The organism is Pseudomonas sp. AC252, assembly GCF_979258105.1.
The window spans coordinates 1084938-1104929 of record NZ_OZ409837.1 but is presented as its reverse complement, the minus strand read 5'-3'; the positions used below and the strand labels follow the sequence as shown (position 1 = coordinate 1104929).

General features: G+C 61.3%; 20 protein-coding genes. 12 read left to right on the top strand and 8 right to left on the bottom strand.

The genetic code is table 11. The annotated features are described in order from the left end of the window. The first annotated feature begins 27 nt into the window (after nucleotides 1-27). Both ACZZZ4_RS05165 and ACZZZ4_RS05160 read left to right on the top strand, forming a co-directional pair. Nucleotides 28-600 carry a hypothetical protein gene (locus ACZZZ4_RS05165; RefSeq protein WP_133339152.1) on the top strand — a complete coding sequence of 191 codons (573 nt, stop codon included), beginning with the start codon at nucleotides 28-30 and terminating at the stop codon, nucleotides 598-600. A 13-nt stretch (nucleotides 601-613) separates the two neighbouring features. After that, complete coding sequence (locus tag ACZZZ4_RS05160) at nucleotides 614-1039, top strand: hypothetical protein (protein WP_129999766.1); 426 nt, start codon at nucleotides 614-616, stop codon at nucleotides 1037-1039. Nucleotides 1040-1051: 12 nt separating this feature from the next. Here the strand turns inward: ACZZZ4_RS05160 and ACZZZ4_RS05155 are convergent, their stop codons facing one another. Further along, a complete protein-coding gene (locus tag ACZZZ4_RS05155) occupies nucleotides 1052-2131 on the bottom strand; it encodes an endonuclease/exonuclease/phosphatase family protein (RefSeq protein WP_463547372.1) in 1080 nt (359 codons plus the stop codon). Nucleotides 2132-2206: 75 nt separating this feature from the next. Continuing rightward, entirely contained in the window at nucleotides 2207-2881 is a 675-nt protein-coding gene (locus ACZZZ4_RS05150) for a YciC family protein (protein WP_039761773.1), read from the bottom strand. 177 nt (nucleotides 2882-3058) lie between these two features. On the opposite strand from ACZZZ4_RS05150, the gene ACZZZ4_RS05145 reads away from it, so the two are divergent. From ACZZZ4_RS05145 to ACZZZ4_RS05135, 3 genes are all read left to right on the top strand, one after another. Continuing rightward, on the top strand, nucleotides 3059-3820 hold the full coding sequence (locus tag ACZZZ4_RS05145; protein WP_463537032.1) for a DUF2076 domain-containing protein: 762 nt from the start codon (nucleotides 3059-3061) through the stop codon (nucleotides 3818-3820). 268 nt (nucleotides 3821-4088) lie between these two features. Further along, nucleotides 4089-4589 carry a LabA-like NYN domain-containing protein gene (locus ACZZZ4_RS05140; RefSeq protein WP_463549255.1) on the top strand — a complete coding sequence of 167 codons (501 nt, stop codon included), beginning with the start codon at nucleotides 4089-4091 and terminating at the stop codon, nucleotides 4587-4589. A 35-nt stretch (nucleotides 4590-4624) separates the two neighbouring features. Further along, the gene (locus ACZZZ4_RS05135; protein ID WP_463547371.1) at nucleotides 4625-5230 is read left to right on the top strand and encodes a 3'-5' exonuclease; all 606 of its coding nucleotides are present in this window, start codon (nucleotides 4625-4627) and stop codon (nucleotides 5228-5230) included. Between the two features lie 134 nt (nucleotides 5231-5364). Here ACZZZ4_RS05135 and ACZZZ4_RS05130 read toward each other — a convergent pair whose 3' ends face one another. Next, nucleotides 5365-5817 carry an Lrp/AsnC family transcriptional regulator gene (locus ACZZZ4_RS05130; protein WP_129999771.1) on the bottom strand — a complete coding sequence of 151 codons (453 nt, stop codon included), beginning with the start codon at nucleotides 5815-5817 and terminating at the stop codon, nucleotides 5365-5367. Between the two features lie 163 nt (nucleotides 5818-5980). Here ACZZZ4_RS05130 and yedA point away from each other — a divergent pair, with 163 nt between their 5' ends. Together yedA and ACZZZ4_RS05120 are read left to right on the top strand one after the other, a co-directional pair. After that, nucleotides 5981-6916: a drug/metabolite exporter YedA gene (gene yedA, locus ACZZZ4_RS05125; protein ID WP_039761770.1), complete on the top strand. Its 936-nt coding sequence runs from the start codon at nucleotides 5981-5983 to the stop codon at nucleotides 6914-6916. 52 nt (nucleotides 6917-6968) lie between these two features. Next, nucleotides 6969-8309: a DEAD/DEAH box helicase gene (locus ACZZZ4_RS05120; protein ID WP_463547370.1), complete on the top strand. Its 1341-nt coding sequence runs from the start codon at nucleotides 6969-6971 to the stop codon at nucleotides 8307-8309. 69 nt (nucleotides 8310-8378) lie between these two features. Here ACZZZ4_RS05120 and ACZZZ4_RS05115 read toward each other — a convergent pair whose 3' ends face one another. Both ACZZZ4_RS05115 and ACZZZ4_RS05110 read right to left on the bottom strand, forming a co-directional pair. Beyond that, nucleotides 8379-9626, bottom strand: a complete 1248-nt coding sequence (locus tag ACZZZ4_RS05115; protein ID WP_463547369.1) for a TIGR03862 family flavoprotein — start codon at nucleotides 9624-9626, stop codon at nucleotides 8379-8381. Between the two features lie 293 nt (nucleotides 9627-9919). Continuing rightward, complete coding sequence (locus ACZZZ4_RS05110) at nucleotides 9920-10840, bottom strand: histone deacetylase family protein (protein WP_463547368.1); 921 nt, start codon at nucleotides 10838-10840, stop codon at nucleotides 9920-9922. A gap of 82 nt (nucleotides 10841-10922) precedes the next feature. Between ACZZZ4_RS05110 and ACZZZ4_RS05105 the strand changes: the two genes are divergently transcribed. The 3 genes from ACZZZ4_RS05105 (at nucleotide 10923) to ACZZZ4_RS05095 (ending at nucleotide 13063) form a co-directional block, all read left to right on the top strand. Then, entirely contained in the window at nucleotides 10923-11492 is a 570-nt protein-coding gene (locus tag ACZZZ4_RS05105) for a GNAT family N-acetyltransferase (RefSeq protein WP_463547367.1), read from the top strand. Nucleotides 11493-11603: 111 nt separating this feature from the next. After that, nucleotides 11604-12473, top strand: a complete 870-nt coding sequence (gene tesB / locus ACZZZ4_RS05100; RefSeq protein WP_042610543.1) for an acyl-CoA thioesterase II — start codon at nucleotides 11604-11606, stop codon at nucleotides 12471-12473. Continuing rightward, on the top strand, nucleotides 12470-13063 hold the full coding sequence (locus tag ACZZZ4_RS05095) for an HAD family hydrolase (RefSeq protein ID WP_463547366.1): 594 nt from the start codon (nucleotides 12470-12472) through the stop codon (nucleotides 13061-13063). Before tesB ends, ACZZZ4_RS05095 begins: the two co-directional genes overlap by 4 nt. A gap of 142 nt (nucleotides 13064-13205) precedes the next feature. Here the strand turns inward: ACZZZ4_RS05095 and ACZZZ4_RS05090 are convergent, their stop codons facing one another. Together ACZZZ4_RS05090 and ypfJ are read right to left on the bottom strand one after the other, a co-directional pair. Beyond that, a complete protein-coding gene (locus ACZZZ4_RS05090; protein WP_463547365.1) occupies nucleotides 13206-14159 on the bottom strand; it encodes an alpha/beta fold hydrolase in 954 nt (317 codons plus the stop codon). Continuing rightward, entirely contained in the window at nucleotides 14160-15041 is an 882-nt protein-coding gene (ypfJ, locus tag ACZZZ4_RS05085; protein WP_434766802.1) for a KPN_02809 family neutral zinc metallopeptidase, read from the bottom strand. 392 nt (nucleotides 15042-15433) lie between these two features. Between ypfJ and ACZZZ4_RS05080 the strand changes: the two genes are divergently transcribed. Then, nucleotides 15434-16312, top strand: a complete 879-nt coding sequence (locus ACZZZ4_RS05080; RefSeq protein ID WP_101160797.1) for a DMT family transporter — start codon at nucleotides 15434-15436, stop codon at nucleotides 16310-16312. Between the two features lie 142 nt (nucleotides 16313-16454). On the opposite strand, the gene ACZZZ4_RS05075 is transcribed toward ACZZZ4_RS05080, so the two are convergent. Next, complete coding sequence (locus ACZZZ4_RS05075; RefSeq protein ID WP_129999776.1) at nucleotides 16455-17792, bottom strand: MFS transporter; 1338 nt, start codon at nucleotides 17790-17792, stop codon at nucleotides 16455-16457. 274 nt (nucleotides 17793-18066) lie between these two features. Between ACZZZ4_RS05075 and quiC the strand changes: the two genes are divergently transcribed. Next, nucleotides 18067-19968, top strand: coding sequence for a 3-dehydroshikimate dehydratase QuiC (quiC, locus tag ACZZZ4_RS05070; RefSeq protein WP_463547364.1), 1902 nt, complete (start codon nucleotides 18067-18069; stop codon nucleotides 19966-19968). Nucleotides 19969-19992: the final 24 nt, after the last annotated feature.

The window sequence follows — 19992 nt, the reverse complement described above, 5'->3', positions numbered from 1 at the left end:
ACTTGCGCCCAAGGAACGGAGCTGCCCATGACCTCTTTCTTCAAGCTCAAGAAGTTGATCTTCTTGTCGGCTGCGCTATTGGCCGCCTCCAGTTCGGCCCTGGCCGAAGAGCCCAATCCGATTGGCGACTGGTGGATTATCTACGGCAACGGCGTGCCCCAGAAAAACATCATGTACGTCGCCGATGCGACGTCGGTGGTGCCTTCGCAGAAAACCAAAGGCGCAACCATGGTCGCGGTGACTCTGGTTTATGAAGAGCCGGGCAAACCGATGATCGACGTCTACAACCTCGAAGCCCAATGCTCTACGGGCAAGGTGCGTTTTATCAATGGCCAGTCCATCGAGCGTCTCGCCTACACCATGCGTCATCTGAAAGTTGCCAACCAATGGCAGACCCCGAAAGAGTTCTGGGTCCAGCAAGCGCTGAAGTTTGCCTGTGCGCCGGGCAGTCGCGCGAAAAACGACATGGCCGCCGTGGGCAAGATGGAATACCTGCAGATGATCGAAATGCTGCAGCAGATGTTCTTCAAACTCGCGCCGATTCAGCAAAAGAGCCAGATGATGGACAACATCGACAGCCTGCTCGAACTCAAGAAATAAGCCGGAGCATCCAATGACTACCACACGTTTATGGCTGGCAACCCTGCTGGCAGGATGGCTGTTGAGCGGCTGCTCGACCATTGCGCAGAGCCGCTGGGAAGGCCGTGATATGCAGGAGGCACTGGACCTGTTCGGCACACCCGATTCGATGAAAAAAGAAATCGGCCCAAACGGCGAACCCTTGGCCGTGCTGACGTGGTACAAGTCCTCGAGCTGGACCACCACCGAAGCGGCTGGCACTTCGATGAACCATACCGGCAATGGCATGGTGTACACCGAGCATTACCAGCAGGTCGGGCACAGCTCAAACTGCAAGTTGCAGGCGAAGGTCAATCAGCAGAAGAAAATCGCCCAGTTTCTGATCGAAGACGGGCGAATCCTGCATGGCAAATGCACCAACGTTCGCTATGTTCCCGGCTACGTTCCGCCCGGCCTGTGAGGGCTACAGCGATTACGGCGCAGCGGGCAACAGGAACCGCGCAATCACCGGCAAGTGATCGGAGATGCGCAAGGTATCGTCCTGCCGCACCTGCGCTTGCAGGCGTTTGAGCTTCGGGCTGTAGAACAGATAATCCACTGTGCGATCCGGCCCGTTGAGGCCAGGGTCGTTGGGGTAATGGGTCAGCCATTTGGCTCGATCGATACCGCCGGCCTCGTTGTTGGTCGGGATCATCGGGTACTTGTCCCACAGCAGATGCAGTTCGCTGTCGGCAGAGTAGGGCGTGCGGCGCTCGACGGGCAGGCGTCGATACTGGCCCAGCGGCAGCAGATTGAAATCGCCACCGATCAGCCACGGCAGGCCTTGGCTTTCATATTTGTCGAGGACTTTGGCCACGGCAGCCACTTGCGCCTGCACGTTGCCCTCCGCCTGGCTGGCGCGCTGCAAGTGGGTGTTGAACACGGTCAGTTGTCCGCCATCGCTGAGCGGCAGTTTGACGGCGAGCAAAGCGTCTTTGGGCTGGAACTGGCGGCTGATGAAGTTGCTCGGTGCGACGGGCAGTTGCAGGCGTTCGGCGTGTTCGATGCGATAGCGACTCAACGTGGCCAATTGGCGGCCGACGCTGCCGTAGATGTGTGGCTCAGGGACGAAATCAGCTTTCCAGTCGAAGGCGCTGGTGCTGCACGGGTAAAGGTCGGCGACGCGTTCCTGCAACAGTTTGAGCTGATTCTGGTAATCGCTGGCCTTGGCGCCCTCGTCGAGCTCCTGCAACAGCACCACATCCGGTTGTTCGTCACGAATCACCCGCGCTACTTCGTCGAGGCTGAACGCCATGTCTTCGGCAGTCGGCGCTTCATCGTCGCCTTCGGCCAGATCATTCCAGAATACGTAGCGCTTGCCGGCGAGGAACTGCACGTTCCATGTCATGACTTTCAGCGCTTGCCCGGGCACCAGCGTTGGCGCGGTAGCGCCGCAACTGACCGGCAGGGTTTCGCGAGCGTCGGGGCGCCAGGTCAGGCTGAACAGCAGTACGCCGAACAGGACGACGGCGAGAATGATGAGGAGCAGGGTGTAGCGCAGCAGACGGGTCATGGCTCGGCTTATAGCGTTACAGAAAGTGGCCCCGAGCATACCTGACGGCAGCGGCGAAGCCCAAGCGCGGCGCGGTCAGACCGCTCCGTTACGTTTGTCAGGCAATTCGCTGATCAGCATGAACAGGCGGAACAGCACCACACTGGTGAACAGTTGCAGGAAGCTGTGAGCGCTGTCGATCAGCCCGGCGATCAGCGGATTCTGCGGCTCGGGATAGACCGCCAGCGTCGCGCCCTTGAGCAGCCACAGCGGCGTCATCACACAGAGAATGCACAGCAGAATGCGCCAGAAATGCCCACGGGTCAGACGCAGGCTTTCCTTCATCGCCTGCAACGGGCCGAGGCCGCGCAGGACCAGCAGGTACTCGGCGAACGCGAGCATGACCATCAGCATCAGGCCCGGCAGGAAGTACAGCGACAGGCCGAGCAGAATCAGCAAGGTATTGAGCGCGGTGAGCACGGCGAAGCGCGGCCACAGGGTGGCGGCCATCGCCAACAGGTCGCGGTTGCGCGGCGCCTCGCCACGGCTGCGCGCATCGAGAAACAGGATCAGTGCGGCGGTGTACAGCGGATACACCAGCAGACCGACGATGATGCTGACGCCGGCAAAGGTGTCCGGCCCGGTGGCGTGATCGACTGCCTGCTGCAAGAAGGCTTCGACAATCACCAGCGGCAGGCACAGCTGCACGATGCTGCCCAGATGGCGTTTGAAAAAATACAAAGAGTCGCGCAGTACTTCGAGGGCATTCATCAGTCGGTATCGCAGGTCGAAAACAGTGGCTCACTTTAACCGATGCAACGCGGGGCGACACAAACGTAAACATTCGGTAAAGGCCATTGAAACGTTTTGTCACTGTCTCCATTACGGGAGAGCACCGCGCTCAGAGTGGGCACGGGCACGTTATTACCGGCAATCTACGAGGTCGCCATGAACAGCGAAGAGCAAACCCTGATCGATGGACTGTTTTCCCGGCTGCAACAGGCCGAAACGGAGGCAGCCCCGCGCGACGCCCAGGCTGAGGCGCGGATCAAGGAACACCTGACGCGCCAACCGGCGGCAGGCTATTTCATGACCCAGGCGATTCTGGTGCAAGAGGCCGCGCTGAAAAGCCTCGACGAGCAGAACAAGCAGCTGACCCAGCAAGTCCAGCGTCTGCAGGCCGAACTGCAATCGGCCAAGGCCCAAGGCGGCGCACCGGCATCCAGCGGTGGCGGCGGTTTCCTGTCGAGCATTTTTGGCGGCGGCAATTCGCGTCCGGCGCCGAGCCAAAGCGCAGCGCCATCGTCCACCGGCGGCTGGCGTGAACCGGCGCCACAGCAGAGCTACCAGGCTCCGGGACCGCAACAGAGCTTCGGCGCCGCGCCGCCCAACTATGCGCAGCAGGCAGCCCCGGCGGCGGGCCCCAGCTTCCTCGGCGGCGCGCTGAAAACCGCCGCAGGCGTGGCCGGTGGTGTGATGCTCGCGCAGGGCATCAGCAGCCTGTTCCATCACAACCAAGCACCTGAAGAAATCGTCGAGATCATCAAGGAAGAACCGGCACAGGTCGCCGACCAAAGCAACAATGGCTGGGGCGATGATCAGCGCGTGGCGGACAACGGTTTTTCTGGCAATGACCAGGGCGGTTTCAGCGACGCCGATTACAGCAGCGACAACTCCTCGTTTTTTGATGACGACGACTCCTTTGTCTGACATCGCCTTTGAAGACTGACATCGCCTCTGAAGGCTGACATAAACACTGTGGCGAGGGGATTCATCCCCGTTGGGCTGCGCGGCAGTCCTCGCTTTAATCGGGAAAAGCGGGGCTGCTGCGCAGCCCAGCGGGGATAAATCCCCTCGCCACAACACCGTTTGTCAGGGACACCTCGGCGTCAGCCGGTGATTATTCGCTGAATCTTTCTCTTGGCTGGCATACTGAGCGCCTTTTTCGGGCCTGATCGCCTGACCCCGCTTCGTGCGCTTGCGCGCTCACAGGAACTCCGGTGAAAAAATCGCAGTGTTCGCCGATGTGCAGAACCTCTACTACACCGTGCGTCAGGCCTATGGTTGCCACTTCAACTACGCCGCACTGTGGGCGGACATCAGCAAGAACGGGCAGATTGTCGAGGCCTACGCGTACGCAATCGACCGTGGCGACAGCAAGCAGCAGCAGTTTCAGCAGATCCTGCGCAACCTTGGTTTCACGGTGAAGCTCAAGCCCTACATCCAGCGCAGCGACGGCTCGGCCAAGGGCGACTGGGACGTGGGCATTACGCTCGACATCATGGACGCTGCCGACCATGTCGACGAAGTGGTGCTGGCCTCCGGTGACGGCGATTTCGACATGCTGCTCGAACGCATCATCAACAAGCACGGCGTGCAAGCAGTGGCCTACGGCGTCCCCGGCCTGACCGCCAACTCGCTGATCCGCGCCGCCAGCCGCTACGTGCCGATCGAAGGCGCGCTGTTGCTCAAGAGCTGAGCTGAACAATAGATTTGAACGGAGTACATCCCGGTTTGGAACGCATTGCAGTCATCGACTTTGAAACCACCGGCCTGTCGCCGAACAGCAGCTGCCGCGCCACGGAAATCGCCGTGGTCATGCTGGAAAACGGCCGCATCGTCGAGCGTTACCAGAGCCTCATGAACGCCGGCGTGCGCGTCCCGGCGTTCATCGAACAACTGACCGGAATCAGCAACGCCATGCTGCGCACCGCGCCGCCGGCCGAGCGGGTGATGGAGGAGGTCAACGAATTCGTCGGCTGCACGCCGTTGCTGGCGCACAACGCCTCGTTCGACCAGAAGTTCTGGGATTTCGAACTGGGCCGGATCAAACGCACACGCTTGCAGAATTTCGCCTGTTCGCTGCTGCTGTCGCGGCGCCTGATGCCGGCTGCGCCGAATCACAAGCTCGGCACGCTCACCACTTTCGCGCAGCTACCGCATACCGGCCAGGCTCACCGGGCCATGGCCGATGCCGAGATGGCGGCCAATCTGATGGCGCATCTGGCGCAAGAGTTGCGGGGCAAGCATGGGGTGCGCGAGTTGAATCACGACCTGCTGTGCAAATTGCAGAAAGTCCCCGCCGCCAAAGTGAGCGAGCATTTGCAGCGTTATCGCTGATGTCGGGCACCACACAGTAACCTTGTAGGAGTGAGCCTGCTCGCGATGACGGAGCATCAGTCGATGGAGATGTTAACTGCCACTCCGCCATCGCGAGCAGGCTCACTCCTACACTGGATCGGTGGTGATCCGAATTATTTACCGTTGCCTTCGATGTGTCCCAACGGCACACGCTTTTCGACTGCGCTTGAAAGCACAATCGACGTCTTGCTGAATCCGAACTTCGCCACCCGATCGATCAACTCTTCCAGCTCCGGCATCGAGGCCACCGCCGCTTGCATGATCACGCACGGGTCGCCGGTGACCCGATGGCATTCGGTGATCTGCGGGATTTTGATCAGTTCATCGTAGGCCTTCTGGTTGCCGTGCTGGTTCAGGCGCAGTTCGATCACGCACTGGATCGGCAGGCCGATTTTCGCCATATCGATTTTTGCTTGATAACCGGTGATCACCCCGGCCGCTTCCAGTTTGGCCACGCGCTCGGCGACGGCAGGGGCGGAGAGGTTAACCTTGCGCGCCAGATCAGCGTAAGACGCGCGGCCGTTGTCCAGAAGTGCGCCGAGCAGCATGCGGTCATATTTGTCCAAGGCGAACTCCTGAAATGGCCAGACTTTCGAAATCGCGGCTTGACCCGGCGATCTCCGTGTTTTCCAAAGTGTAGCGGCGCGAAAAACAGCTTTTGTAACTTATTTTTGCGCGGCAGCCTTTCTAGAATAACCCGTCCATAGAAATCTGACTGTCGAGCTGCCCATGCCTGCCTTGCGCCGTTTTTCGCTGCCGTTGATCGCTGCGTTTTTTGCGTTGTATGTGATTTGGGGATCGACCTATCTGGTGATTCGCATCGGCGTCGAATACTGGCCGCCGCTGTTGCTGGCCGGGGTGCGCTTCGTCATTGCCGGCAGCTTGATGTACGCCTGGCTGCGCTGGCGTGGGGCTCCGGCGCCGACCTGGGCGCAATGGAAAGCGGCGGGGCTGGTCGGCATTCTGCTGCTCAGTTTTGGTAATGGCGCTGTGAGCGTGGCGGAGCACACCGGCGTGGCGTCAGGTGTCGCTGCGCTGGCGGTGGCGACGGTGCCACTGTTCACCTTGTTGTTCGGTTACTTCTGGGGCGCACGCAATACGCGGCTGGAATGGGCCGGTGTGGCGCTGGGGATCATCGGCATCGCCATGCTCAATATGGGTTCCAACCTGCAATCGAGCCCGCTCGGTGCGATGTTGCTGATCTTCGCGGCGGCGAGCTGGGCGTTCGGCTCGGTGTGGAGCAAATACCTGCCATTGCCGGCGGGAGCGATGGCCAGTGCGGTGGAAATGCTGGTTGGCGGCGTGGTTTTGTTGACCGGCAGTGCGCTGAGTGGCGAGCACCTGCAAGCCATGCCGCCGCTCGAAGGCTGGCTGGCGCTGGCCTATCTGATTTTCTTCGGCTCGATCATCGCCTTCAATTCCTACATGTATCTGCTCAAACACGTGCGCCCGGCGGCAGCGACCAGTTATGCCTACGTCAACCCGGCAGTGGCGGTGTTGCTCGGCGTGGTGTTTGTCGGCGAGACCATCGGCATCGAAGAAGCGCTGGCGATGCTGGTGATCATCAGCGCCGTGCTGCTGATCAGCCTGCCGCAGTGGCGTCGACCGCCGCAGCTTCCGGTCGAAGAGGCGAAAGCCGTTCCGACGGAAGCGCGTACGAATTAGGGTAAACTGCGCGGCATTGCATCCCCGCGTCATTTTTTCCTACGGTACTCCCATGACTTTCGCCTCCCTTGGCCTGATCGAACCCTTGCTGCGCTCCCTCGAGACGCTCGGCTACCAGACCCCGACGCCGGTGCAGGCGCAAGCCATTCCGGCGGTGCTGGCCGGTCGCGACCTGATGGCAGCGGCCCAGACCGGCACCGGTAAAACTGCCGGTTTCGCCTTGCCGCTGTTGCAGCTGCTGGCTATGGAAGGGCCGAAAGTCACCGCCAATTCGGCGCGTGCGCTGATTCTGGTGCCGACCCGCGAGCTGGCCGAGCAGGTCCACGAAGCCGTGCGCCAGTACGCAGAAAACCTGCCATTGCGCACTTATGCGGTGTACGGCGGAGTCAGCATCAACCCGCAGATGATGAAGCTGCGCGGCGGCGTCGATGTGCTGGTCGCCACACCCGGTCGCTTGATCGACCTGTTCCGCCAGAACGCGCTGAAACTCAATCAGCTGCAAACGCTGGTGCTGGATGAAGCCGACCGTATGCTCGACCTGGGCTTCTCGGAAGAACTGGCGAACATTTACCGCATGCTGCCGAAAAAGCGCCAGACCCTGCTGTTCTCCGCGACTTTCTCCGATGACATCCGCCTGCTTGCCGGGCAGATGCTCAACGATCCTCTGAGCGTCGAAGTCAGCCCGCGCAACGTCGCTGCCAACACGGTCAAGCAGTGGATCGTCACCGTGGACAAAAAGCGCAAGGCCGAACTGTTCGTGCACCTGATGCGCAAGAACAAGTGGAAGCAGGTGCTGGTGTTCGCCAAGACCCGCAACGGCGTCGATGCGCTGGTGGAAAAACTTCAGGGCCTCGGTGTGAATGCTGACGGCATCCATGGCGACAAACCGCAGGCCACGCGCCAGCGCGCGCTGGACCGGTTCAAGCTCAGCGAAGTGCAGATTCTGGTGGCGACCGACGTCGCCGCTCGTGGTCTGGACATCGAAGACCTGCCGCTGGTGGTCAACTTCGACCTGCCGATCGTCGCCGAGGATTACATTCACCGCATCGGCCGGACTGGCCGCGCGGGTGCCACCGGTGAGGCGATTTCGCTGGTTTGTGCCGATGAAGTGAACATGCTCTCGGCAATCGAAATGCTCACGCGGCAGACCTTGAAGCGCCAGAACGAACCGGATTTCGTACCCGAGCATCGCGTGCCGGACACCGATGCCAGCGGTCAGGTGATCAAGAAGCCGAAGAAACCGAAGAAGCCGAAAGCCTCGGGCGGTGGCGGTGGTAAACGCAATCTGGGCAAGTGGGTCGACAGCGGCGAGACCTCAGCACCGGAGCCATCGATCAAACCGGTGCGCAAAGTGCCGGTGTTCAATACTGGACCGCGTAAGCGCAAGCCCTGAAAGCAGCTTCGAGCGTCCAGCTGCAAGCTGCAAGTTAGAAGCGCTTTGCTTTGGCTTGCAGCTTGCGGCTCAGAACTGGCGGCTGCTTTTCAGCCACTGCACGATTCCCAGCCCTGCCGCGCGCCCGCTGGCGAAACACCCGGTCAGCAAGTAGCCGCCCGTCGGCGCTTCCCAGTCGAGCATCTCGCCGGCGCAAAACGCCCCCGGCAACGCCTTGAGCATCAAGTGCTCATCCATCGCTTCGAATCTCACGCCACCGGCACTGCTGATTGCCTCATCCAGCGGACGGGTTTTCACCAAGGTCAGCGGCAATGCCTTGATCGCTCGCGCCAAGCGAGCCGGATCAGCAAACGTTTCGGCATCGGTCAGCTCACGCAACAACGCTGCTTTCACCCCGTCAATCCCGACCTGACTGTGCAGATGCTTGGCCATTGAGCGAGAGCCGCGCGGTTTGCTCAGCGCCGCCTGCAATTTATCCACAGGCCGGCCGGGTAGCAGGTCGATGTGGATAACCGCTGCGCCGTAGCGATTGATCGCCTCGCGTATCGGCGCCGATAGCGCATAGATCAGGCTGCCTTCAATGCCGGTCGCGGTGATCACGCATTCGCCCAGACGCGGGATATCGTCGTTCAGGCCGATGGCAATGTTTTTCACCGGCGCGCCGGCGAATTTGCTCACCATCAGCTCGCTCCAGGCCTGCACCTCGAAGCCGCAGTTGCTCGGCTGCAGCGGCGCCAGATCCACGCCGCGCTGCTCCAGCGGCAACATCCACGCGCCATCCGAGCCCAGGCGCGACCAACTGCCGCCGCCGAGTGCCAGCAGGGTGGCGTCGGGGTTTACGCTGATTTCGCCTTCTGGGCTGGCGATGCGCAATGCCCCATTTGCGTCCCAGCCGAGCCAGCGATGGCGGGTGTGGATAACCACGCCGCTGTCGCGCAGGCGCTTGAGCCAGGCGCGCAATAGTGGGGCGGCTTTCATGTCGGTGGGGAATACGCGGCCGGAACTGCCGATGAAGGTTTCGATGCCTAGACCGTGAATCCACTGGCGCAGCGCATCGGCATCGAACGCGCGCAGCAGCGGGGCGATGTGCGATGCGCGCTCAGCGTAGCGGGAGAGGAACGCCGGGTAGGCTTCGGAGTGGGTGATGTTCATGCCGCCGACACCGGCCAGGAGGAATTTGCGCCCGACCGAGGGCATGCCGTCATACACGTCGACGCGGATTCCGGCCTGGCTCAGCACTTCGGCGGCCATCAGGCCGGCGGGGCCACCGCCGATAATGGCGACGTGGGTGTTGGCGGGAGCGGAATTCTGGGTCATGGGCGTGCGCTGCGGTATGGCGGGACAAGGCGCGCATTCTAACAGCGCTGAACCCTGTGGGAGACCCCATGTGGGAGCGAGCCTGCTCGCGAACGCGGTCTGTCAGTCAATTAGATGTTGTGGGTGCTAAAGCTTTCGCGAGCAGGCTCGCTCCCACAGGGACGGCGGTGTATTTCGGCGCTGGTTAAAAAATAAACACTGCGCTGTACGCCACGCCTAGCATGGCCTGCAGTCCCTTTCGCTCAGGTTATCCACAGGCAGTTCCACAGCGATTGTGGGTAACGCAGCACGTTTCAGTGACAACCGTGTGAATCCCATACTCGTTGCGCGCTGTGATGGAGGATGCCGTGGCGGCGGGCGAGGGCGTGGCGGTCCTTGCTGTAGCCGCCGCCGATCACCCCGACCACCGGGATGTCGCGGCCCAGGCAATGGCGCATCACCCGTTCATCGCGCTCGGCTACGCCCTCGTCGGTCAGTTGCAGATAACCGAGGGCATCGTCCTTGTGCACATCAACGCCGGCGTCGTAGAGCACCAGATCCGGTTGATACAACGGCAACAGGTAGTTGAGCGTGTCATCCACCACCTGCAGATAGTCGGCATCGCCCATGCCTTTGGGCAGCGGAATGTCCCAGTCACTTTCGGCTTTGCGCGCGGGAAAATTCTTCTCGCAGTGCAGGGAAACGGTAATCGCCTCCGGCGTGTCATGCAGAATCCGTGCGGTGCCGTCGCCCTGATGCACGTCGCAATCGAAAATCAGCACGCGATTGACCCGGCCGCTCTGCAACAGGTGCTGGCTGATGATTGCCAGGTCATTGAAGATGCAGAAGCCGGCGGGGTAATCGTAGTGAGCGTGATGGGTGCCGCCGGCCAGATGACAGGCCAGGCCATGTTCCAGGGCTTTCTCTGCCGCCAGGATCGAGCCGCCAACCGCGCGCACCGTGCGTCGCGCCAGCGCTTCGTTCCACGGCAGGCCGAGGCGCCGTTGGTCTTCGCGAGACAACTCGCCGCTCATGTAGCGTTCGATATAGCTGCGGTCATGGGCGAGGGCGAGGATGTCGTTGGGACAGATCTGCGGGCGCAGCAGGTCGGCGTCGCGGGTCAGGCCGCTGTCGACCAGGTGATCGCGCAGCAGACGAAACTTGTCCATGGGAAAGCGGTGATCCGCGGGAAACTCGGGGCTGTAGTCGTCGTGATAGATCAACGGCAAGGGCATGGCTTGTTTCGCGCAGAACCAGGGAAAGAATGAACGATCCTACCAGCGATGTAGACTCAACGGCATGGAAATGGAGGGGACGATGGAGCCGATACTGGAGCTGCAAAGCGCGCGGTTGTTGATGCGTCAGTGGCAGGACGAGGATTTGCCGGGATTCGCCGCGATGTGCGCCGATCCGCAGGTGATGCGCTACTTTCCGGCGCCGTTGACCCGGCTCGAAAGTGCCGCATTGATCGGCCGTGTGCGAGGGCATTTTGCCGAGCACGGCTTTGGCCTGTGGGCGCTGGAGCGCAAGGACACCGGCGAGTTCATCGGTTTCACCGGGTTGGGCGTGGTCGGCTTCGATGCGCCGTTTACCCCGGCGGTGGAGATCGGCTGGCGTCTGGCCAAGGAACATTGGGGCCTGGGTTACGCCAGTGAAGCGGCGTGGACAGCTCTGCGCGCAGGCTTCGATCGTTTGAAACTGGAGGAAATCGTCTCGTTTACCGCCGGGCAGAATGCGCAGTCAGAGAAGGTCATGCAGGCGATCGGCATGCATCACGACCCGCAGGATGATTTCGATCACCCCAGGCTTGCGCTCGATCACCCGTTGCGCCGCCATGTTCTGTATCGCATCAGCCGCGAACAATGGCTGCAAACCTTGCATGAATAAGCCGACACGGACGTTTACAATGGCCGCCATCGTATTTGGCCCGTGCCAGAACCTGAATCGTCCGCCGCAGTCAAGACTGCGCGGCCATTGCTTTGTGTGAGGAGAGTCTGAATGAGCCAAGTGCTGGAAGATCTGGTCGATCTGCTGACCCTGGAGCCGATCGAAGAAAACCTGTTCCGCGGCCGCAGCCAGGATCTGGGGTTCCGCCAGTTGTTCGGCGGTCAGGTGCTCGGCCAGTCGCTGTCGGCGGCCAGTCAGACGGTGGAAGAGGCGCGCCATGTGCACTCGCTGCACGGTTATTTCCTGCGCCCGGGCGATGCCAAGTTGCCGGTGGTCTATTCGGTTGATCGCGTGCGTGATGGCGGCAGCTTCAGCACCCGCCGCGTGACGGCAATCCAGAAGGGCCACCCGATTTTCACGTGCAGCGCTTCGTTCCAGTACGACGAACAAGGCTTCGAGCATCAGGGCCAGATGCCCGTGGTGGTCGGCCCGGAAAATCTGCCGTCCGAACTGGAACTGACCCAGCAGCGTGCGCACCTGATTCCCGAGCACATGCGGGAAAAACTGCTGTGCCCGAAACCGATCGAAGTACGCCCGGTCACCGAAAAGGACCCGTACAACCCGCAACCGGCCGATCCGGTGAAATATGTGTGGTTCCGTGCCGACGGCGCCCTGGCTGACATTCCGGCACTGCACAAATACCTGCTGGCGTACGCCTCGGACTTCGGCCTGCTGACCACGTCGATGCTGCCCCACGGCAAGTCGGTCTGGCAGAAAGACATGCAGGTCGCCAGCCTCGATCACGCGCTGTGGTTCCACAATGATCTGCGCGCCGATGACTGGTTGCTCTACGCGATGGACAGCCCGTGGGCCGGCAACTCCCGTGGTTTTTCCCGTGGCAGCGTGTTCAACCGTGCCGGGCAACTGGTCGCTTCGGTGACGCAGGAAGGCCTGATCCGCCATCGCAAGGACTGGGCATGAGCCTGACCGAGGTTCGTCATTGGGTGTTCGACATGGACGGCACGCTGACCGTCGCCGTGCATGACTTTGCGGCGATTCGCGTGGCCTTGGCGATACCTCCGGAGGACGACATCCTCACCCATCTCGCAGCATTGCCAGCGGATGAAGCAGCGGCCAAGCATGCCTGGTTGCTGGAACATGAACGCGATCTGGCGTTGGGCTCGACCCCGGCCGCCGGTGCGGTGGAACTGGTGCGTGACCTGCATGCGCGCGGTTACCGCCTGGGCATTCTCACGCGCAATGCGCGGGAACTGGCGCACGTGACGCTGGAGGCGATCGGTCTGGCCGACTGCTTCGCGGTCGAGGATGTGCTGGGCCGCGACGAAGCGCCGCCAAAGCCGCATCCCGGCGGTTTGCTGAAACTGGCCGAGGCCTGGCAAGTGCCGGCCAGTGACATGGTGATGGTGGGTGATTACCGTTTTGATCTGGATTGCGGCCGAGCGGCGGGGGCGCGGACGGTGTTGGTGAACCTGCCGGATAACCCGTGGCCGGAGTTGGCGGATTGGCATGCGAAGGATTGTGTTGAGTTGCGGCGGATGCTGTTTGCCTGACATCTTCGTCGCCTGAGCCGGCCCCTTCGCGAGCAAGCTCGCTCCCACATTGGATCTTCAGTGCACACATATTTTGTGCATGTCATAGAGCTATGTGGGAGCGAGCTTGCTCGCGAAGGGGCCAGTGGATTCAGCAAAAAACTCACTGATCAAACAAAGCCTTCTGCCCCTCCGCCGAAGTCAGCATTCCATCCCCGTCATGCCCAACCCCGGGCACTTCAATCAGCCGCTGATTGACCCCCTCGGGATGCCGACGCAGCAAATAGCCGAAATACATTTTCCCGCGCATCAACCGGTAAGCCCCTTGCGCCTCAGCCGCGCAGCTCTTGTCCAGCGCCGGATGTTCCGGGTCGACGTCCTGCTGCCCGAGCAGATAAATCACCTCGCGTTTGACGTAAGCGCTCTCAACCTGCAACGGCGTTTGCCCACCGGCATACACCGGCATGTCCGCCAGCCCGTACTTCCAGCGATTGAAGCCCGGGCATTGCGCGTGGTCGAACGCCACTGGCCGCTGCTCGTTGAAGTACGCATAGGACGAAGGATTGGCCACCACATAGCGCAAGCGAATGCCGTTGGCCTTGAGCGCCGGCTGATCCTTGGCCAGCAAGGCGTAACGCTGCACCACCTGGCCCCCGCCGGAGTGGCCGAAGATCACGATCTGCTTCACGTCCGGAAATTGTTTGCGATCGCTGACCCGCGCGACGATTTCATCCAGCGCCGCGTAGGAGCTCAGCGGATTCGGCCCGGTGGACAAGCCGCCGCCCATCCACTCGTTGCCCTGCCAGCGCAGTACCGTTGGTGGCAGGGAATATAGGGTGACGTCGCTTTCATTGAGAAACTGCGGAGCGATCACCAGCGTGTGCGCGGTCTGCCCGGCGAGTTCGGCGGCGCTTTCTGCGCTTTTGCGATAAGTCTCGGCGTTGCGCAAGCGACCGTGAATGACGATCAGCACACGCTCGATCTTCTCCGGTGCCGGGCCGATGCCCACTGCCATTTCCCCGGCCTTGAGTTGCAGGCGACCGGGGCTGATCGCATCGACGCCGGCCGCTTGCGCAGTGCCGGCGATGAACAGTAACGCCACAAGCCATTTATGCATTTACAGGGTTTTCGCCGCGAAGGTGTCGCACTGGCTTACCTGGCCTTGCGCGAAGCCGGTTTTGAACCAGCGCACCCTTTGCGCTGACGTACCGTGGGTAAACGAGTCCGGGACCACGCGGCCCTGACCCTGTTGCTGCAAGCGATCATCGCCGATGGCGTTGGCAGCGTTCAAGGCTTCTTCGATGTCGCCGGGTTCGAGCCAGTTCAGGCGCTTTTGAGCGTTGTAAGCCCAGACACCAGCGAGGCAGTCAGCCTGCAATTCCTGGCGGACCAGCAAGCCGCCGTCGCCTTCCATTTGCCGACCTTGCTGGCGCGCCGTCTGCATCTTCGCCGAGACGCCAAGCAGGGTCTGCACATGGTGGCCGACTTCGTGCGCAATCACATAAGCCTGAGCGAAATCGCCGGCGGCTTTGAAACGCTGCGACATTTCCTGGAAGAAGGCCATGTCCAGATAAACCTTCTGGTCAGCCGGGCAATAGAACGGGCCGGTGGCAGAAGTGGCCATGCCGCACGCGGAGTTCACCCGATTGCTAAACAGCACCAGTGTCGGGTCTTTGTATTGGCGCCCGGCCTGCTGGAAGATCGGACCCCAAGTGTCTTCGGTGTCGCCGAGGATCGAACGGACAAATTCGGCCTGTTCATCATTGGCCGGCGGCGCCTGACGGGTCTGCGAGGTGGGCGCCGGTTGGTCCATCTGCCCGGTCAACTGGCCGAGGATCTGCATCGGGTCCTGGCCGGTGAGCCAGCCGATGCCGACGATCAGCACGATGGCGGTCAGGCTCAGGCCCTTGCCGCCACCGAAGCGCATGCCGCCACCGCCGGCATCATCACCCCGGGCGTCGACGACGTTGTCACTGCGTCGGCCTTTTTTCCATAGCATGTGGGAATCCTCTTTTATTGCCGGTGATGAATCTGCTGGTGATGAGTGTTGCCGCTGTGTGAGTGTGGCGCCAGTCCGGTCGTCCGTCCATGCGCACGCGCCCACATGGTGCGGGCCTGGTATTGACGGTCGAGCGGGCCGTGAATTCAATCCCGAGAGGAATTTCTTCGGTTGAATTGATGAACCCGCTGTTTCGACGGCAGTCTGTGATGTTGCACACTGGCCGGACGCCGAAGTGGCGGGAATCTTGCCTCAAGGTTTTGCCTGGCGGCGGTTTCCCGGCGAAGAAGAGTGCAGCCTGTGCGGTTGCTGAAAGCTCAGCCGACTATGATTGCCACAACGATTGCCGCCAGCGCGAACGCTCGCCCGGATATTTTTTTCAGAGATTGCCAATGACCGTCAGCACCCCGCTCTCCGGTGTCAACCAGCCCTTCAAGGGGATTCTGCTGATTGTCGTGGCGACGTTCCTGTTTTCCAGCCACGACGCGTTGTCGAAATACCTCTCCGGTTTTTATCCGATCGTGATGGTGGTGTGGGCGCGCTATGTGGTGCACACCTTGTTGATGGCGGGGATTTTTCTGCCGCAGTCCGGCTTGCGTGTGCTGCGCACGAAAAAACCGTTATGGCAGCTCGCCCGTGCCCTGTGCCTGCTCGGCACCAGCCTGTTTTTCACCACGGCGCTGCTGTACATCCCGCTGGCCGAAGCCACGGCGGTCAACTTTCTCGCGCCAGTGTTGGTCACCGCATTGTCGGTGCCGCTGCTCAAGGAGCGGGTGACGCGCGGGCAATGGATCGCGGTGATCTGCGGGTTCATCGGCGTGCTGATCATCGTCCACCCGGGCGGCGAACTGTTCACCCCGGCGATCCTGCTGCCGTTCTGCTCGGCGCTGTTTTTCTGCTTCTACCAACTGCTGACGCGCAAGCTTGCCGAAGTGGACAGCCCGACCACCAGCAACTTCTTTGCCGGCCTGTGCAATACCCTGGTGATGAGCGCGCTGGTGCCGTTCTTCTGGCAAGTGCCGACGTTGACTCACGCCGCGCTGATGCTGGCGCTGGGCAGTTGCGGGATGACGGCGCATCTGTTCCTGACCCAGGCCTTCCGCCACGCCGCCCCAGCGTTACTGGCGCCGTTCGGCTATTGCCAGATCGTCTTTGCCGGGTTGTTGGGCTGGCTGCTGTTCAATCACACCCCGAGCGGGTTGACGGTGATCGGCATCGCGGTGATCTGTTGCAGCGGATTGGCGGCGGCTTGGCAGCAGAGCCGGCGCTGATCAGCAAACGCCTTGGGCCTTTGGGAGAACCTGTGGGAGCGAGCTTGCTCGCGAAAGCGGTGTGCCCGTCAGCCTGTTAGTTGGCTGACTTGACGCCTTCGCGAGCGAGCTCGCTCCCACAGGGTTGACGTGTGTAGCGGGATTATTCGCTGACAGTCGGAATCTTGCGCGGTGCCATGAAGTACATCCACGTCAGTGCGAGGAAGTACATCGCCGGGATCAGCGTGAACAGCACCGTGTAGTTGTTGTTGGTGACGGTGAGGATGTGGCCAACGATCTGGGTCATGAACATCCCGCCGATCGCCGCGCACATGCCGCCGAAGCCGAACACCGTGCTCATCATGTGCTTGGGCGTGTAGTCCATCACCAGGCTCCAGATGTTCGCGGTCCAGGCCTGATGCGCGCCGATCGCCAGCGAGATCGCCGCCACCGCCACCCACAGGTTCGCCGAGCCGGCGGCCATGACCACGCCGATGATGCAGCAGGCAAACAGCAGCATCGACAGCAGTCGCGCCTTGATCGAGTTCATGCCGCGACCGATCAGGAACGAGGACAGAATCCCGCCGCCGACACTGCCGAAGTCAGCCGTCACGTAAATGATGATCAGCGGAATACCCATCTGCGTCACGTTGATGCCGAGGTTGTATTGCTGATTGAGAAACGGCGGCAGCCAGTACAGATAGAACCAGAACACCGGCGCGGTCAGCGAGTAGGCGAGGGCGAAGGCCCAGGTGCCGCGCATGCGCAGGATCTTGCTGAACGGCACGCGGGCCTGTTCCGGTTCGACTTGCTGCTGGATGTAATCGAGCTCCGACTGTTTCACCGTCGGGTGATCTTCCGGATTGAAATACTTCAAGCCCCAGAACAGCAGCCAGATGCCGCCGAGTGCCGCCATGCACAGGAACGCCGCTTGCCAGCCCCACACATGCAGGACCAGTGGCAGCAGCATCGGCGTGAACATCGCGCCGACGTTGGTGCCAGCGTTGAAAATGCCGGTAGCCACTGCACGTTCACCGGCCGGGAACCACAGGCGCGTGGTTTTCACGCAGGCCGGATAGTTGGCCGCTTCCGTCAGGCCGAGGATAAAGCGGCAGACCATGAAGCCGACCGCCGAGGTCGCCAGGCCATGGGCGCCGGTCGCCAGGCTCCAGAGCAGCACGGCGCAGAAGAACACGCGCTTGACGCCGACCCGGTCGATCAAACGTCCCTGCAGGACAAACCCGATCGCGTAGCCGACCTGAAACCAGAAGTTGATGTTGGCGTAGTCCATCGCCGTCCAGCTCATTTCCTTGGCGAGGATTGGCTGCATGACGCCGAGGGCGGCGCGGTCGATGTAGTTGAGGGTGGTGGCAAAAAACACCAGCGCCAGCATGCCCCAGCGGGTCTTGCCGACCGCCATGGCGCCGCGGATCTTGTCGCCAATGCCACCCGTGGCAGTGCTCATGGCCGGAGCCATGCGGGAAGTCTGTGAAGGAATCATGTGTTCCACCCGTTTTTGGATTTGTTATTTGGTGTTCTTTTCTGTCGAACACCTTGCCCGGTGGTTAGTGGCCGGACTCGATGTGCAACCGATGTTGGGCAGTGAACAAAAAATCGTCAATTCGCCAAATCGCCTTAGTGTTCGATAATCGCACGCAAAACTAACCGGGTAGTACACTTTAAATTGCTGCGCGCAGGGATGCAGCCAATAATTTGCTCATCCTATAAAAGCGGCGCGGCTCACGCAGCCGCCGTCTCCAAACGGGAGTTGAAACATGCAGCGTTCCATTGCCACCGTTTCCTTGAGCGGCACCCTGCCGGAAAAACTCGAAGCCATTGCCGCCGCCGGGTTCGACGGCGTGGAGATTTTCGAAAACGACCTCCTGTACTACGACGGCAGTCCGCGGGAAATTAAACAGATGTGCGCCGATTTGGGGATCGCCATCACCCTGTTTCAGCCGTTCCGTGACTTCGAAGGCTGCCGCCGCGATCGCCTGGCGCGCAATCTCGAGCGCGCCGAGCGCAAATTCGATCTGATGCAGGAACTTGGCACCGACCTGGTGCTGGTCTGCAGCAACGCCTCGCCGGACAGTGTCGGCGATCAACAAATCCTCGTCGATGATTTGCGCCTGCTGGCCGAACGCGCCGGCGCCCGTGGCTTGCGCATCGGTTACGAAGCGCTGGCGTGGGGCCGCCACGTCAATACTTATCAACAGGTCTGGGACATCGTCCGTCAGGCTGATCACCCCAACCTCGGCGTGCTGCTCGACAGCTTTCACACCCTGTCGCTGAAGGGCGATCCCAGCGCGATCGCCGACATTCCCGGCGACAAGATTTTCTTCGTGCAAATGGCCGACGCGCCGATCCTGGCCATGGATGTGCTGGAGTGGAGCCGGCATTTCCGCTGTTTCCCGGGGCAGGGCGAATTCGATCTGCCGGGTTTCCTCGCGCCGATCATCAAGAGTGGCTATACCGGGCCGCTGTCGCTGGAAATCTTCAACGACGGCTTCCGCGCCGCGCCCCCGCGAGCCAACGCCGCCGACGGTTTGCGCTCGCTGCTGTATCTGGAAGAGAAGACCCGTCAGCGTCTCGAGCAGGAAGCGACGCCGGTGGCCAACCGTGAAGTTCTTTTCGAAACGCCGCCGGCCAGCGAATACAACGGTGTGGAATTTCTCGAGTTTGCCGTCGACGAAGCGCTGGGCGCGAAGCTCAGTCACTGGCTGCAACGCCTCGGTTTTGCCAAGGCTGGCCAGCATCGGTCCAAGAGTGTCAGCCTGCTGCGTCAGGGCGATATCAACCTTATCCTCAACTCCGAGCCGTATTCGTTCGCCCACAGCTTTTTCGAAGCCCACGGCCCGTCGCTGTGCGCCACGGCCGTGCGGGTCAAGGACAGCGCCAGTGCGCTGGCCCGCGCCGTCGCTTACAAGGGGCAGCCCTATCGCGGGCTGGTCGGGCCGAATGAACTGGAACTGGCGGCGGTGCGCGCACCGGACGGCAGCCTGATTTATCTGGTCGATGAAGACGCCGACGTTTACGGCACCGATTTCAATCTGTTGCCCGACGTGCAGACCGGCGGCGGCCTCAAGCGTATCGATCACATGGCCATGGCGTTGCCGGCGGACAGCCTCGACAGTTGGGTGCTGTTTTACAAAAGCCTGCTGGATTTCGAAGCCGACGATGAGGTGGTCTTGCCCGATCCGTACGGCCTGGTGAAGAGCCGCGCACTGCGCAGTCGCGACAGTTCGATCCGTTTGCCCCTGAACATTTCCGAGAACCGCAATACCGCCATTTCTCATGCGCTATCGAGTTATCGCGGCTCCGGTGTGCACCACATTGCCTTCGATTGTGACGACATCTTCGCCCAGGTCAGTCGCGCCAAAGAAGCCGGCGTGCCACTGCTCGACATCCCGCTGAACTATTACGACGACCTCGCGGCGCGCTTCGATTTCGACGATGAGTTTCTCAGCGAGCTGGCCTATTACAACGTCCTCTACGACCGTGATGCCCAGGGCGGCGAGTTGTTTCATGTTTACACCGAGCCGTTCGAGGGACGTTTCTTCTTCGAGATCATCCAGCGCAAGAACGGTTACGCCGGTTATGGCGCGGCCAACGTTGCCGTCAGGCTGGCGGCGATGGCTAAATCGCGCAGTGGCGCGGTGCGTCAGGCTAAGTTGTAGGGAATTCGTAAACGCGGGATCAAA